General features: G+C 72.9%; 14 protein-coding genes and 1 pseudogene. 10 read left to right on the forward strand and 5 right to left on the reverse strand.

Annotation, left to right across the window (positions count from 1 at the left end; all coding sequences use genetic code 11):
- Positions 1-22 precede the first annotated feature (22 nt).
- From KV205_RS09065 to KV205_RS09085, 5 genes are all read left to right on the forward strand, one after another.
- Positions 23-1,387 carry an MFS transporter gene (locus tag KV205_RS09065; RefSeq protein WP_265863574.1) on the forward strand — a complete coding sequence of 455 codons (1,365 nt, stop codon included), beginning with the start codon at positions 23-25 and terminating at the stop codon, positions 1,385-1,387.
- Positions 1,388-1,463: 76 nt separating this feature from the next.
- Positions 1,464-3,032 (forward strand): long-chain fatty acid--CoA ligase, encoded by a 1,569-nt coding sequence (locus KV205_RS09070; RefSeq protein WP_265863575.1) that lies wholly within the window; start codon positions 1,464-1,466, stop codon positions 3,030-3,032.
- Positions 3,033-3,103: 71 nt separating this feature from the next.
- The gene (locus KV205_RS09075; protein ID WP_265863576.1) at positions 3,104-3,991 is read left to right on the forward strand and encodes a M24 family metallopeptidase; all 888 of its coding nucleotides are present in this window, start codon (positions 3,104-3,106) and stop codon (positions 3,989-3,991) included.
- A 145-nt stretch (positions 3,992-4,136) separates the two neighbouring features.
- The gene (locus tag KV205_RS09080) at positions 4,137-5,483 is read left to right on the forward strand and encodes an ammonium transporter (protein ID WP_265863577.1); all 1,347 of its coding nucleotides are present in this window, start codon (positions 4,137-4,139) and stop codon (positions 5,481-5,483) included.
- Entirely contained in the window at positions 5,480-5,818 is a 339-nt protein-coding gene (locus KV205_RS09085; RefSeq protein WP_265863578.1) for a P-II family nitrogen regulator, read from the forward strand. Before KV205_RS09080 ends, KV205_RS09085 begins: the two co-directional genes overlap by 4 nt.
- Positions 5,819-5,887: 69 nt before the next feature.
- Here KV205_RS09085 and KV205_RS09090 read toward each other — a convergent pair.
- A pseudogene (locus KV205_RS09090) lies at positions 5,888-6,190 on the reverse strand (long-chain fatty acid--CoA ligase); the annotation flags it as partial.
- A gap of 23 nt (positions 6,191-6,213) precedes the next feature.
- Between KV205_RS09090 and KV205_RS09095 the strand changes: the two are divergent.
- Positions 6,214-6,987 (forward strand): hypothetical protein, encoded by a 774-nt coding sequence (locus KV205_RS09095; protein ID WP_374214647.1) that lies wholly within the window; start codon positions 6,214-6,216, stop codon positions 6,985-6,987.
- Positions 6,988-7,053: 66 nt separating this feature from the next.
- On the opposite strand, the gene KV205_RS09100 is transcribed toward KV205_RS09095, so the two are convergent.
- Positions 7,054-7,719: a Tat pathway signal sequence domain protein gene (locus KV205_RS09100; RefSeq protein WP_265863579.1), complete on the reverse strand. Its 666-nt coding sequence runs from the start codon at positions 7,717-7,719 to the stop codon at positions 7,054-7,056.
- Positions 7,720-8,142: 423 nt separating this feature from the next.
- Between KV205_RS09100 and KV205_RS09105 the strand changes: the two genes are divergently transcribed.
- The 3 genes from KV205_RS09105 to KV205_RS09115 all read left to right on the forward strand — a co-directional run bounded on the left by KV205_RS09105 (position 8,143) and on the right by KV205_RS09115 (position 10,190).
- Positions 8,143-8,871, forward strand: coding sequence for a TetR/AcrR family transcriptional regulator (locus KV205_RS09105; protein WP_265863580.1), 729 nt, complete (start codon positions 8,143-8,145; stop codon positions 8,869-8,871).
- A gap of 180 nt (positions 8,872-9,051) precedes the next feature.
- On the forward strand, positions 9,052-9,708 hold the full coding sequence (locus KV205_RS09110; protein ID WP_265863581.1) for a DUF6230 family protein: 657 nt from the start codon (positions 9,052-9,054) through the stop codon (positions 9,706-9,708).
- 2 nt (positions 9,709-9,710) lie between these two features.
- The gene (locus KV205_RS09115) at positions 9,711-10,190 is read left to right on the forward strand and encodes a DUF6114 domain-containing protein (protein ID WP_265863582.1); all 480 of its coding nucleotides are present in this window, start codon (positions 9,711-9,713) and stop codon (positions 10,188-10,190) included.
- A 145-nt stretch (positions 10,191-10,335) separates the two neighbouring features.
- On the opposite strand, the gene KV205_RS09120 is transcribed toward KV205_RS09115, so the two are convergent.
- The gene (locus tag KV205_RS09120; RefSeq protein WP_265863583.1) at positions 10,336-10,689 is read right to left on the reverse strand and encodes a helix-turn-helix domain-containing protein; all 354 of its coding nucleotides are present in this window, start codon (positions 10,687-10,689) and stop codon (positions 10,336-10,338) included.
- A gap of 70 nt (positions 10,690-10,759) precedes the next feature.
- On the opposite strand from KV205_RS09120, the gene KV205_RS09125 reads away from it, so the two are divergent.
- The gene (locus KV205_RS09125) at positions 10,760-11,695 is read left to right on the forward strand and encodes an NAD(P)-binding domain-containing protein (RefSeq protein WP_265863584.1); all 936 of its coding nucleotides are present in this window, start codon (positions 10,760-10,762) and stop codon (positions 11,693-11,695) included.
- Here KV205_RS09125 and KV205_RS09130 read toward each other — a convergent pair.
- Together KV205_RS09130 and KV205_RS09135 are read right to left on the reverse strand one after the other, a co-directional pair.
- Entirely contained in the window at positions 11,692-12,861 is a 1,170-nt protein-coding gene (locus KV205_RS09130; protein WP_265863585.1) for an alpha-hydroxy-acid oxidizing protein, read from the reverse strand. The genes KV205_RS09125 and KV205_RS09130 overlap by 4 nt on opposite strands.
- A gap of 126 nt (positions 12,862-12,987) precedes the next feature.
- Entirely contained in the window at positions 12,988-13,569 is a 582-nt protein-coding gene (locus KV205_RS09135; protein WP_265863586.1) for a Type-2Aa cytolytic delta-endotoxin, read from the reverse strand.
- Positions 13,570-13,621 lie beyond the last annotated feature (52 nt).

Raw genomic sequence — 13,621 nt, forward strand, 5'->3', positions numbered from 1 at the left:
GCCCCTGCCCCGGAGGTCTCCCATGGACAGCCCCTCGCCCCACCCGGCGGTGCTCCCGGCGCCCGGCTCGCCGGACGCACCGGGTTCGCCGGGCTCGGAGAAGCCGCCGGTGTCCAGGCGGTACGCCTGGACCGTGTTCGCCCTCGCCTTCGCGCTGATGCTCACGGACTTCGTCGACCGGCAGATCATCGTCGCCACCTTCCCCCTCCTCAAGGAGGAGTGGGGACTGTCGGACACCCGGCTCGGGGCCCTGGTCTCGGTCGTCTCCGTGACCGTGGCGCTCGGCGCGCTGCCCTTCGCGCTGGTGGCCGACCGCTGGAGCCGGGCGAAGTCCATCGCCGTGATGGGCACGGTCTGGAGCCTGGCGGCCATGGCCTGTGCCGTGGTGGGCAACTACGCCCAGCTCCTGGCGGCGCGGGCGGCCATCGGGCTCGGCGAGGCCGGTTACGGGCCGGCCGGCGGCGCCCTGATGGCCGGTCTCTTCCCGCAGCGGCTGCGGGCGACGGTGGTGGGCGCCCTCCAGGCGGCCGGACCGCTCGGTGTCGTCCTGGGCGTCTTCCTGGGCGGGCTGATGGTGCCCTCGCTCGGCTGGCGCATGACGCTCGCGGTGTTCGCCGCGCCCGGTCTGCTCCTGGCCCTGCTGTTCCTGAAGGTACGGGAGGGGCGGGAGGGGCGTACGCCGGTGGCGAGCCCCGCCGACGCGGCCGCCCCCGCCGACGCGGCGCCGATCCGTACCCGGGGCGCCCTGGCCGAGCTCTTCCGCAGCCGTACCGCCGTCGCCTCGTACCTGGGAGGCGCCATGCAGCTGGTGGTGCTCTCCACGCTCTACGCGTGGCTGCCGAGCTACCTCACCCGTACCCACGACTACACCAGCGCCAAGGCCGGCGCGGTGTCGGCGGCCGCGGTCGTCGCCAGCGCGGTCGGCACCGTCGTCCTGGGCTACGCGGCCGACCGGGCCGGAGCGGCCCGGGCCCGGCGCAAGCTGACCCTGCCGGCGGGTCTCGCTCTGCTCGCGCTCGTCCTGCTGACCTCCGCCTTCGCGTGGGTACCGGCCGGCCCCGTGCAGCTGGTCCTGATCGTGGCCGGTGCCTTCACGGTGACGGCGGCGGTGGGCCCGGTCCCCGCGGTCGTGATGGACGTGGTCGACCCGAAGCTCCGCGCCACCGCGCTCGGCATGGTCACGCTGATCCAGAACCTCTTCGGCCTGGCGGTGGGCCCGCTGCTCACCGGTTGGCTCTCCGACACCCTGGGCATCGCCGCCGCGCTCGCCCTGATGCCGCTGTTCTGCGCCGGCGCCGCCGCCGCGCTGTGGACCGCCTCGCGCAGCTACGAACGCGAACTGCGCACGGACGCCGACGGCGCCACCCCGCAGTCCGCCGCCCTCTGACCCCCGGTCCCCGGACCCTCGATCCCCGGCCCCGCCGTCTCCGCCCACTCGCCCCTCGCACCCGTACGGAGTTCCCATGTACAACCTCGCCGTGATGCTGGAGGACAGCGCTCGCGCCGTCCCCGACCGTACCGCCGTCGTCCTGGGCGAGCAGCGGCTCAGTTACGCCGAACTGGACACCGAGGCCCGCCGGGTGGCCGGCCTGCTGCGGGCCCGCGGCATCCGGCCCGGCGACAAGGTCGCCCTGTCCTGCCCCAACCTGCCGTGGTTCCCGATCGTCTACTACGGCATCCTCAAGGCCGGTGCCGTGGTCGTCCCGCTCAACGTGCTGCTCAAGGGCCGCGAGATCGCCTACCACCTGGCCGACTCCGGGGCCAAGGCCTACTTCTGCTTCGAGGGCTCCGCCGAACTGCCCCTCGGGCAGGAAGGGTTCTCCGCCTTCGAGCAGACCCCGGGCTGCGAGCACTTCTTCCTGATGACGGCGGACGCCGCGAGCTCCGAATCGCCCGTCCCCGGCGCCGAGTCGCTCGGCGCGGCGCTCGCCGACCAGCGCGGCGACGTCGACACCGTGCCCACCGAGGCCGACGACACCGCCGTCATCCTCTACACCTCCGGCACCACCGGCCGCCCCAAGGGCGCCGAGCTCAGCCACGCCAACATGGCGTTCAACGCCCTGGCCTGCCACAAGCTCTTCGGCGAGGCCGAGCACGACGTCCATCTCGTCACGCTGCCGCTCTTCCACTCCTTCGGCCAGACCGTGCAGATGAACGCCGGGCTGTCCGCCCGCGCCACCCTGGTCCTGCTGCCCCGCTTCCAGGCCGCCGACGCCCTGGCCCTCATGCGGCGCCACTCCGTCACGTTCTTCGCCGGCGTGCCCACCATGTACTGGGCCCTGCTCGGCGAGGACTCCTCCGCCGCGACCGCCGACGCGGAGCGGATCGCCGCGCACCTGCGCACGGCCGTCTCCGGCGGCGCCGCCCTGCCGGTGGAGATCCACCGGCGCTTCGGCGAGCGGTTCGGCGTGACCATCCGGGAGGGGTACGGCCTGTCGGAGACCAGCCCGGTCGCCACCTTCTCGCCCCGTGGCGAGGCCGTCCGCCCCGGCTCCATCGGGCGGCCGATCTGGGGAGTCGACGTGGCCCTGATCGCCGAGGACTGGTCCCCCGTCGAGGGCCCCGACGCCGTCGGCGAGATCGCCGTCCGCGGCCACAACGTCATGAAGGGGTACCACGGCCGCCCCGACGCGACCGCCGAGGTGATCCGCGACGGCTGGTTCCGCACCGGCGACCTGGCCCGCCGGGACGCCGACGGCTGGTACTACATCGTCGACCGCGCCAAGGACCTGATCATCCGCGGCGGGTTCAACGTCTACCCGCGGGAGATCGAGGAGGTCCTGCACACCCACCCCGCGGTGAGCACGGCCGCGGTCATCGGCGTCCCGCACGAGCGGCACGGCGAGGAGATCAAGGCCTGCGTCGTACGGGCTCCCGGTGCCGCGCTCACCGAGGACGAACTCGTCGCCTGGTGCAAGGAGACCATGGCGAGCTACAAGTACCCGCGCCTGGTGGAGTTCCGCGACGCCCTGCCCACCAACGCCACCGGCAAGATCCTCAAGCGCGCGCTCCGGGACGCCCCCGCGTCGTAACCCCCGCCTCGCAACCCCGCTTCCCTCAGAGACCCCACCCACCCGTCACTCCTCCGAGAGGCTCCCCTCCCATGGCCAAGGAACACTTCACCCCGCAGGAACTCGCCGACTTCAAGGCGGCCCAACGACTCGCCTACGACGCGGTGGCGGCCGTCGAGGCGCAGCTGTACGAGGGGATCACCGAGAGGCAGGCCGCGCGGGCCGTCGAGGACTGGCTCCGGGACCACGGGGTGACGCGCTTCTTCCACTACGGCTTCGCGTGGTTCGGGGAGCGCACCCGGTTCCGGGACTTCGCCAAGCCCAAGGGCGGCGCGCTCGGCAGCCTGCTCAACCCGAAGATGGCCCACTTCGGCAAGCAGTTCCAGCCGACCGACCGTCCCCTGCGGCACGGCGAGGCCGTCATCCTCGACGTCGGTCCGGTGGTCGGCGACATCGCCTGCGACATGGGGTACTCGTGCACGCTCGGCGGCGAGGACAGCGAGGAGTTCCACGAGGCGCGCATGGCCCTCGAGCCGCACCGCGCACTGATCCTGGACCTGGTCAGGAGCGGTGCCACGCAGGCCCGGATCTACCGGGAGGTCGACGAACTGATCGCCGACCAGGGCTTCGAGAACATCCACAGCTACTACCCCGGCTCGGTCATCGCCCACCGGGTCGGCAAGGTCCCGGGCACCCGCCTGCCCACCTTCCGGATCAACGGCTTCAGCCCGCAGGCCCTCGCCTATCTCAGCGGCCATCTCCTCTCCTCCGCGATCCGTCCGCGCCTGAACCGGACGCCGCTGTGGAACGAGGGCTCCGACCGGCCGTGCGAGCCCGGTCTGTGGGCCGTCGAGCCGCACATCGGCAAGGGCGAGATCGGGGTGAAGTGGGAGGAGTTGCTGGTGGTCACCGAGGACGACGCCTACTGGCTGGACGACGACCTGCCGCACACGCGGTACTGGGCCCGGCACAACGCCTGATCGTCTCGCCTGCGCCGGTCCGCCGCCGCCCCCGGTGAGGGTCCGGTAACCCCCGTGCAATGAAACACGGCGGAAACTCCGGCGTAGGCAACGCGAAACGCGCGGCCGTGAGGCTCTCCCCCGACCCCGTAGGAGGAGACCGTTGATGCCCCTCGCCGCCGCACCCCGGCTCGACACCGGCGACACCGCCTGGCTGCTCGCCGCCACCGCGCTCGTACTGCTGATGACCCCGGGCCTGGCCCTGTTCTACGGGGGCATGGTCCGCACGAAGAGCGTCCTCAACATGCTGATGATGAGCTTCGTGTCCATCGCCCTGGTCACGGTGGTCTGGCTGGTCGCGGGCTACTCGCTCGCGTTCGGCGACGACGCCTTCGCCGGCCTGGTCGGGGGTCTGGGGCACGTCGGCCTGGCGGGCATCGGTCCCGGCACGCTCACCGGCACGGTTCCCACGTTCCTGTTCAGCACCTTCCAGCTGACCTTCGCGATCATCACGGCGGCGCTGATCAGCGGCGCGGTCGCGGACCGCACCAGGTTCGCGGGCTGGCTGGTCTTCGTACCGGTGTGGACGCTGCTCGTATACGTTCCGGTGGCGCACTGGGTGTGGGGCCCCGGCGGCTGGATCTCGCACTCGCTCGGCGCCCTCGACTTCGCGGGCGGACTCGTCGTCGAGATCGCGTCGGGCGCGTCCGGTCTCGCGCTGTGTCTGGTGCTCGGCCCGCGCATCGGCTTCAAGAAGGACGCGATGCGGCCGCACAACCTGCCGATGGTGCTGCTCGGCGCGGGTCTGCTGTGGTTCGGCTGGCTCGGCTTCAACGGCGGTTCGGCGCTCGGCGCCAACGGTCTGGCCGCCGCCTCCCTCCTCAACACCCTGGTCGCCGGGTGCACCGGTCTGCTCGGCTGGCTCTTCGTCGAGCAGCGGCGCGACGGCCACCCGACCACCTTCGGCGCGGCGTCCGGCGCGGTGGCCGGGCTCGTGGCGATCACTCCGGCGTGCGGGGTGGTGGGGATGCCGGGCGCGGCAGCGGTCGGTCTGGCGGCGGGGGTCGTCTGCTCGTACGCGGTCGCCTGGAAGTTCCGCTTCGGCTACGACGACTCCCTCGACGTGGTGGGCGTGCACTTCGCCGGCGGGGTCGTCGGCACGCTGCTCATCGGTCTGTTCGCGGCGCCGGTGATGACCGGTGGGGCGGAGGGCCTGTTCTACGGTGGCGGGCTCGGCCAGCTCGGCCGCCAGGCCGTCGCGGTGGTGGCCGTGGCGGCGTACACCTTCCTCGTCACGTACGGGATCGGCAAGGCCCTCGACCGGGTGATGGGGCTGCGGGCCTCCGCCGAGGAGGAGCTGACGGGACTCGACCAGACGGTGCACGCGGAGACCGCCTACGATCACGGCGTGCTCGGGCACGGCGGCGCGCCCCTGCACTCCGCGTCCTCCGTCGTCTCGCCCGTCGCCTCGCCCGCCAGCTCCCCCGTCAAGGACAGGAAGCCCTCCGCATGAAGCTGATCACCGCGATCGTCAAGCCGTTCCGCCTCGACGAGGTGAAGACCGCGCTCCAGGCGCTCGGCGTCCATGGGCTCACGGTCACCGAGGCCAGCGGTTACGGGCGCCAGCGCGGCCACACCGAGGTGTACCGGGGCGCCGAGTACCGGGTGGACCTGGTGCCGAAGGCCCGGATCGAGGTCGTCGTCGAGGACGCCGACGCGGAGCCCGTCATCGACGCCATCGTCCGTGCCGCCCACACGGGCAAGATCGGCGACGGCAAGGTGTGGGCGGTGCCGGTGGAGACGGTGGTCCGGGTGCGCACGGGCCAGCGGGGCCCGGACGCGCTCTGACGCCCTCCGGCGCGCGTGGACCCGGCGGGCGTCCGGCGTCACACCCGGGTGTGACGCCGGACGCCCGCGTCACACCCGGGTGCGCGGCACGGTGACGGTGATCTCGCGCTTGAGGATCTTGCCGGTCGGACCCTTGGGGAGTTCGCCGACGAGGCTGACGACGCGCGGGTACTTGTAGGCGGCGACGCGTTCCCTGACGTACGCGCGGATCTCCTCGGCCGTCGCCTCGGCGCCGGCCCGCAGCACGACGACCGCGGCGACCTCCTCGCCGTGCAACGGATGGGGCGTGCCGACGACCGCGGCCTCGGCGACCGCGGGGTGCTCGTACAGCACCTCCTCGCTCTCACGCGGGTGCACGTTCCTGGGTCCACGAGCACCTCGTCCCCGGCGCGCAAGTGCAGTCGATCTGCGGCGGCACCGACGTCTGCTCGGTGCTCGCGGGCGCCTCCCCGCTGCTGCCCGTACGCGTGGGTCGCATCCCGGGCCCCGCGCTGGGGGTGGCCCTGGCGGCCTGGGACGACGCGGGCCGCCCCCTGACGGGCGAGCAGGGCGAGCTGGTGGTGACCGCACCCCTGCCGTCCATGCCGCTGCGTTTCGTCGCCGACCCCGACGGCGCCCGCTACCGGGACAGCTACTTCGCCACGTACCCCGGCGTCTGGCGGCACGGCGACTGGGCCACCGTCGACGAGGACCTGTCGGTCGTCGTGTCCGGGCGCTCCGACGCCACGCTCAACCGCATGGGCCTGCGCATGGGCTCCGCGGACATCCACGCGGTGGTGGAGCGACTGGCCGGCATCACGGACAGCCTCGTCGTGGGCGTCGAGCAGGACGACGGCGGCTACTTCATGCCGCTGTTCGTGGTGGTCGACGAGGGCGGACACCAGGACGAAGACGCCGGGCCCGACGACGACGCCCTGCGCGAGCGGATCGTCGGCGCCATCCGACGGCAGCTGTCCCCTCGCCATGTGCCGGACACGATCGTCAGGGTGCCCGCGCTGCCACGCACCCTGACCGGAAAACGCCTTGAGGTGCCCGTGAAGCGCATCCTGCAGGGTGCGCGCCCCGCCGACGTCTGCGCCCCCGGCGCCGTCACCCACGCCGACCTGCTCCCTTGGTTCGCGGAGTTCGCCGCGCGAGGGCACGTCACGGCGCGGCGGGGCCGCCGCTGACCTCGGCAGACGGCGGAGGGGCGGCCCCGGAGCCCGCAGGCTCCGGGGCCGCCCTTCGCCTTGGCGTCAGTTCACGAACACCGCCGGGCTGCCGGCCTGGCTGGTGTCGAGGACCGGGCCGTACTTCGCGCTGAAGTAGCCGCTGCCCGGACAGGTGCCGGGGCCGCTGTACTTGGTGAAGAGCTGGTTGGAGAAGGTGAGCGAGTTGTCGGCGTTGTTCGGGGTGGCGGTGAGGCTGCCGGCCCGGTAGACGCAGGTGGACGTGCCGAGGATGGTGCTGACCTTGAGGGTGGTCTGGATCGGACCGGCGGCGCCGGCCGTGACGGTGAGGCTGCCGCCGGAGCTGACCGCCGCGTTGAACGGCAGGTTGTTGACGGTGATGCTCTGCACACCGGTGGCGCCGATGATGTTGGTGGTGCAGTTGCTCAGGGTGTGCGCGGTGACGGACTCGGTGGCGGTGCCGGGTGCGGCGGGGTTGGCGGTGGCCGTGGCGGTGAAGGCCGAGGTGTTGCAGGTGATGCCGGTGCTGCCGCCCGAGGTGGTGGCGATCCGCGCCTGGGTGCCCGTGGCGAGGGAGGCCGACAGGACGTCGCCGACGGCCACGGCGGGGCCGCCGGAGCTTCCGGTGGTGAGGACCTCGCCGGCCGCGGCGGTCGCGGAGGCGGAGGCGGTCACCGCGAGAACGGCGGCGACGGCGGCACCTAAGGCAGCGGAGAGAGCACGCTTGTCCATGGGGGTTCCTTTCGCACGAAGGCGGAGGGTGAGAGAGAACTCGGCGGATCGCGTGGCTGCGCGGGCCCGTGCGCACGGGGGACGTGGGCACGGGGGGAGGTACGAAGGGGCGCGCCGCGCGGGGGATCACGTCAGGCGCACCTGCCCGGCCGTGGCGGGGCGTTGATGCGGGTGACATGGTGAGGCGGCGGCGCCGTGCGGCGACGGCCACCGCCGGAACGATCCGGCGCCACGGATCTCCGGCAGCGGTGTCGCGATACGGGGTGGAGCGTAATACTCGGTGTGCGGTGCGCGGCGGCGCCGCATCCCGTCCCACGGGGGTGCGGTTCCACCGGTGTTCGCCCGGAGCACCGAGAGGAAAACCCACGAGGGTTGTAATCCTGCCGGGTATGTGACGTCAACAACCGCCGAAGGATGTGGCCGATGACGAGCGTTCGGGGCGCCGAGGAGGAACTGGTCCTGCCGGGGGCCCGCACGGGCCGCGAGCCCGAGCGCTCGCTGCGGCCCGGGCCGCGCCGGCTGACGCCCGAGGAGGTGGCCTCGCGGCAGCGGGAGCGGCTGCTCGACGGCGTGGCGCGCACGGTCGCGGCCAACGGCTACACGGGCGCGCGGATCAGCGACATCTGCCGGGCTGCCGGAGTGACCCGTCCGGTCTTCTACGAGCTGTTCTCCGGCAAGGAGGACGCGGTGCTCGCGGCCTTCCGGGGCGGCACCGAGACGGTGTTGCGGGCCATGCAGCGGGCGTACGAGGAGACCGGCGGCGCGGTCGACTGGCCGGGGGCGGTGCGGGGCGGGCTCGGGGTCCTCCTCGGCCTGCTCGCGCGCAATCCGGCCTTCGCCACGATGGTGGTGGAGATCGAGTCGGTGGGCCCGGCCGGGCGCCGGGCGCGCGCCGAACTCTTGGCCAGTTTTCGACTGTTCTTCGCGGACGCGCCGGCGGGGCCGCCGGGGGTGCCGCGGGGCGAGCTGGTGGACACGGTGGTGGGCGCGGTGCACGCGGCACTGCTGCGGGCGGTGGACGAGGGGCGGTTCGGAGAAGGGGCCGAACCGGCACCGGTCGAGGGGCTCGGGGCGCTCCTGGACGTGCTCGTGCATGTGGTCGTGGCGCCCTTCGGATGGCCCTGCGGGACCGCGCCCTCGATTCCTGAATGATCGTCAACAGGGATTTGTTACTGGGTAGTTGACGCGCCTTATAACGGCGCGTACGGTCCGTTTCGGTTCCCTGCGGCACCGCCGCCTCCGCACGATCCCGGGAAGACCCAGGTGGATGGGGAACCGTCCGCGCCAGGACGTCGCCGCGCTCCGTTTCCTCATCCATGTCAGGAGCAACGCATGGCCCTGTCCGAAGGCACCACCGACCCCGGCGCGAAGCCCGCGCGCGCCGCCGCATCCGACAGACGGGGCGGGGTGCGCTACCGCCGCGCCGCCCTGATGGGCGTCCCCGCCTTCCTCGCCGCGTCGACCCTGGTGGTGCTCACCGCCCAGGGCGCGCTCGCCGCCCAGTTCGCCATCTCCGGCATGCCGTTCGTGGTCTCCGCGGACTCCCTGGAGGGCACCGGATTCGGGCAGTTCGGCGCGCTCGACAACATGGCCGAGGGCAGCCCCAACGCGGGCGACACCGGCGGCCAGGTCCTGGTCATCGTGACCGCGATCCGCGAGGCGAAGCTGACCAACCTGTGCCAGAGCGTGGAGCTCGGCGGCACCTATCTGCACATCACCGCCGGCAACAAGGGCACCCCGGTCAAGGCCTCCGGGCTGACCACCGACTCGACCGACATCACCGGCAAGCTCGCCGACTTCGACAACATCGAGATCGGCGGGGACGCCAGCACCTTCGAGAAGCCGCCGGTCAAGGGCCCGCTCGGCTCCTTCGGCCAGCAGGCGGACACGGTCAGGCTGAATGATCTCCGGCAGACCAACTACGCCACCACGGCGGTCCGCTTCACCCTGCCCGACCTGCACATGAACTTCAGCTCGGAGGGCTGCTGACCATGGCACCGGGCACGGACGAGGCCGTCGCCGAAGCCCCCGGGACCCCGAGCGGCGAGCCGGCCGACAGCCGCCGCCATCCCTGGCGGGCCTTCCGGCGCTGGCGGCACCGGCGGCCCTTCGGGGCCGGCCTCGCCCTGGCGCTCGGCGGCGCGGAGATCCTGCTGACCCAGCGGGCCAGCATCTCGGTGGTCCTCGCCGCCGGCGCCGACAGCCTGGCGGGCTACGTACTGCCGATGGTGATGACGGTCTGCGGACTGCTCATCGTGTTCAACCCCCGCCAGCGGCTGTTCTATTCGGTGATCGGCGTGCTCGCCTCGCTGGCCAGCTGGGTCACGTCCAACCTGGGCGGCTTCTTCATCGGCATGCTGCTCGGCCTCGTCGGCAGCTCGCTGGCCTTCGGCTGGCTGCCGGACCGGCCCCGGCGCCGCCGGTGGCTGCGCCGGAACCGTACCCGTACGGAGGCGGTGCAGGCGGAGTAGCGCGGCGGCAGGTACCCACAAATAGGTGGGTACTTGTCGCCCCACCGCCCCCGGGAGAGGCTGAGCACGACCGAGGGAACGGACCGAAGGAAGAGCGAAGGGACGAACGAAGGAACCACCGCACCACCAGACCCCACCAGCAACCTCAGGACGGCACGACGCGCTCCGCGACCAGCCGGTCGATCCGGCGGTGGCCCCACGCGGCGACCGGGGCGAGCGCCGCCGAGAGCGCGCGACCCTCCTCGGTCAGCGAGTAGACGGTCTTCGGCGGCACCACGTCGTGCACCTCGCGGTGCACCAGCTCGTCGGACTCCATCTCGCGCAGCGCCTGGGTCAGCACCTTCTCGCTGATGTCCGGGATCTTCCGGCGCAGTTCGCCGGGCCGGTGCGGGCCGGCCTCCAGAAGCCACAGCAGCAGGGTCTTCCACTTGCCGTCGATCACCGCGACGGCCGCGGTCACTCCGCACACGTCGGTGTCCCTGGCCCGCTTGCGCGTCATCCGTCCCGTCCTTCGTCTTCCTCTGTCATGCCCTCTGCCCAGTCTTTCCTCGTTACAAGGGAGTTCCGCCATGTCTTCTTCCCCGCTGCCCGCATCCGCGCCCGCATCCGCCTCCGCCGTCACCGTGCTCGGGCTCGGCCCGATGGGCCGCGCCCTGGCCGGTGCATTCGTCGCCGCCGGAGTGCGGACGACGGTGTGGAACCGTACGCCGGGCCGGGACCGCGAGCTGGTCGAGCGCGGCGCCGTCGGGGCGGCGAGCGCCGCCGAGGCGGTCGCCGCGAGCCCGCTGACTGTGATCTGCCTGGTCAACTACGACGCCACCGACGCGGTCCTGCGCCAGGACGCGGTCACCTCGGCGCTCAAGGGGCGCACCCTGGTCAATCTGAGCGCCGACGTCCCCGAGCGGGCCCGGGACACCGGGCGCTGGGCCGGCGAGCACGGCATCGGCTATCTCGACGGCGCCATCATGACCCCGACGCCCACCATCGGCACCCCGCACGCGGTCTTCCTGCACAGCGGCCCGGAGGAGCTGTACCGTGCGCACCGTCCGGTGCTCGACGCACTCGGCGGCACCCACAGCCACCTCGGCGAGGACGTCGGCCGGGCCGCCGCGTACGACATCGCGCTGCTCGACGTCTTCTGGACGGCGATGGCCGGCTATGTGCACGCCCTCGCGGTGGCGGGCGCGGAGGGCATCACCCCGCGCGAACTCGCCCCGTACGCCCAGGGCATCGGCGCGATCCTGCCGCCGCTGTTCGAGGAGCTGGCCGGGGACGTGCAGGACGGCGGTTTCTCCGGCGAGGGCAATCCGCTGACCTCGGCGGTCTCCACGATGGCGCACATCGTGCACGCCGCGGAGGCGCACGGCATCGACACGGGCGTGATGCGGGCGGCCGAGGGCCTGGCCCGCCGTACGGTCGCCCTCGGGCACGGCGCGGACGGCTTCTCCCGGATCGCCGAGGTCCTCGCCCGCCGCACAGGCCCTAAGCCGTCCCGTATCGCCTAGGGGAGCCGCCGCAGGGCGCCCTCCGCGCGCAGGTCGGCGAGGGCCGGGTAGCCGTCCACCGCCATGATCAGGTCGGTCTCGGCGAGCAGCGAGCGCAGCACGTGGACGATGCCGTCGGTGCCGTCGAGGGCGAGCCCGTAGGCGTACGGGCGGCCGACGGCGACGGCGGTGGCGCCGAGGGCGAGGGCCTTGACGACGTCGGCGCCGCTGCGGACGCCCGAGTCGAAGAGCACGGGCAGTCCGTCGGCGGCGGCGACCACGTCGGGCAGCGCGTCGAGGGCGGGCAGTCCGCCGTTGGCCTGGCGGCCGCCGTGGTTGGAGCAGTAGACGCCGTCGACGCCGCCGTCCCGGGCGCGGCGCACGTCCTCGGGGTGGCAGATGCCCTTGAGGAGGAGCGGCAGCCTGGTGAGGGACCGCAGCCAGGGCAGGTCGTCCCAGGTCAGCGGGTTGCCGAAGATGCCGGTCCACTCCAGGGCGGCGGCCTGCGGGTCCTCCTCGGGCGCCTTGGCGAGCCGGGCCCGGAAGACCGGGTCGGAGGTGTAGTTGGCGAGGCAGTGGCCGCGCAGCTGGGGGAAGTTGCCGGTGGCGAGGTCGCGCGGGCGCCAGCCGGTGACCCAGGTGTCGAGGGTGACGACGATGCCGCGGTAGCCGGCCTCCTCGGCGCGCCGCACCAGGCTCTCGGCGAGGGCGCGGTCGGTCGGGGTGTAGAGCTGGAAGAGGCCCGGGGTGTCGCCGAGGGAGTCGGCGACCTCCTCCAGGGGGTCGACGCTCAGGGTGGAGGCGATCATGGGGACGCCGGTACGGGCGGCGGCGCGCGCGGTGGCGAGGTCGCCGTGGCCGTCCTGGGCGCACAGGCCGATGACGCCGACCGGGGCCATGAGCAGCGGGGTGGGCAGCCGCATCCCGAACAGGTCGACGGAGAGGTCGCGTCGGGCGGCGCCGACCATCATCCGGGGCACCAGGCCCCACTGCTGGAAGGCCTCGGTGTTGGCGCGCTGGGTGCGTTCGTCGCCCGCGCCGCCGGCGACGTAGGACCGGATCGAGGGCGGGAGCGCGGCCTGGGCGCGCCGTTCGAGTTCGGCGAAGTCCATGGGGAGCTTCGGCAGGGTGCCGAAGAGTCCGTTCAGGTAGATCTCGTTCTGGTAGTCGCCGAACCGCTGGTTCATCGTGCCCTTCGCCCTTCGCCTGCCGACCGGGTCCCCCTGGGGCACGGACGCTACCGTCCGGTACGGCGGTTGGCCATGGCCCGGGACGGCGGGCCGGGACCTGTGGCGTACGGCGACTCCGTGCCGTCAGGCGGCGGCGAGGGCGAGTTCCTGGCGGACGACGATCGCGTTCAGGCGGAGCGCGAAAGGCACGGTGTCGGTCATGGCGAGCGCGCCGACCCGGGCCTTGGCGAGGCCGACGGTGACGTCGGCGCAGAAGGCGATGGCGTAGAGGTAGGCGCCGGTCTCCGCGTCCTGGAGGGCGAAGAAGAGGTCGCGGTAGTAGCGGGTGCGGTCGGGGCCCTCCTCGTAGTAGGAGAGGCCGGGCCGGCCCTCCTGCCCGGCGAGGCCGGTGAAGGCGGACACCAGCTCGCGTTCGACGGTGTCCCAGAACCCGGCCTCGGCCGCCTCGGGCGGCAGCGCCTGGCGGACCGCCTCCTTGAGGGAGAGCACCATCACCAGGACGGGCGCCTCCTCCTGGAGGCCCCAGCCGCGGACCATCCGGACGACGGTGCTGTCGGGGAGCGCCGCGGCGGCGGTGTGGATGTGCTCGAAGTCGAAGTTGACGGTGGCGGGGGCGATCGCGTCCTGGAAGGCGCGGGCGAGGCCCTCGGCCTGGGCACGGTGGGCGGGGCCCACCTCGATGACGGTCTTGAAGCTGGCGGCCAAGACTTCTCCTTAAACAATCTGTTGATCAAGGCGGCGTCAGTATGCCGCAGGG

Origin of the sequence: Streptomyces sp. SKN60, assembly GCF_026236535.1 — a bacterium.
Taxonomy (GTDB): Bacteria; Actinomycetota; Actinomycetes; order Streptomycetales; family Streptomycetaceae; genus Streptomyces.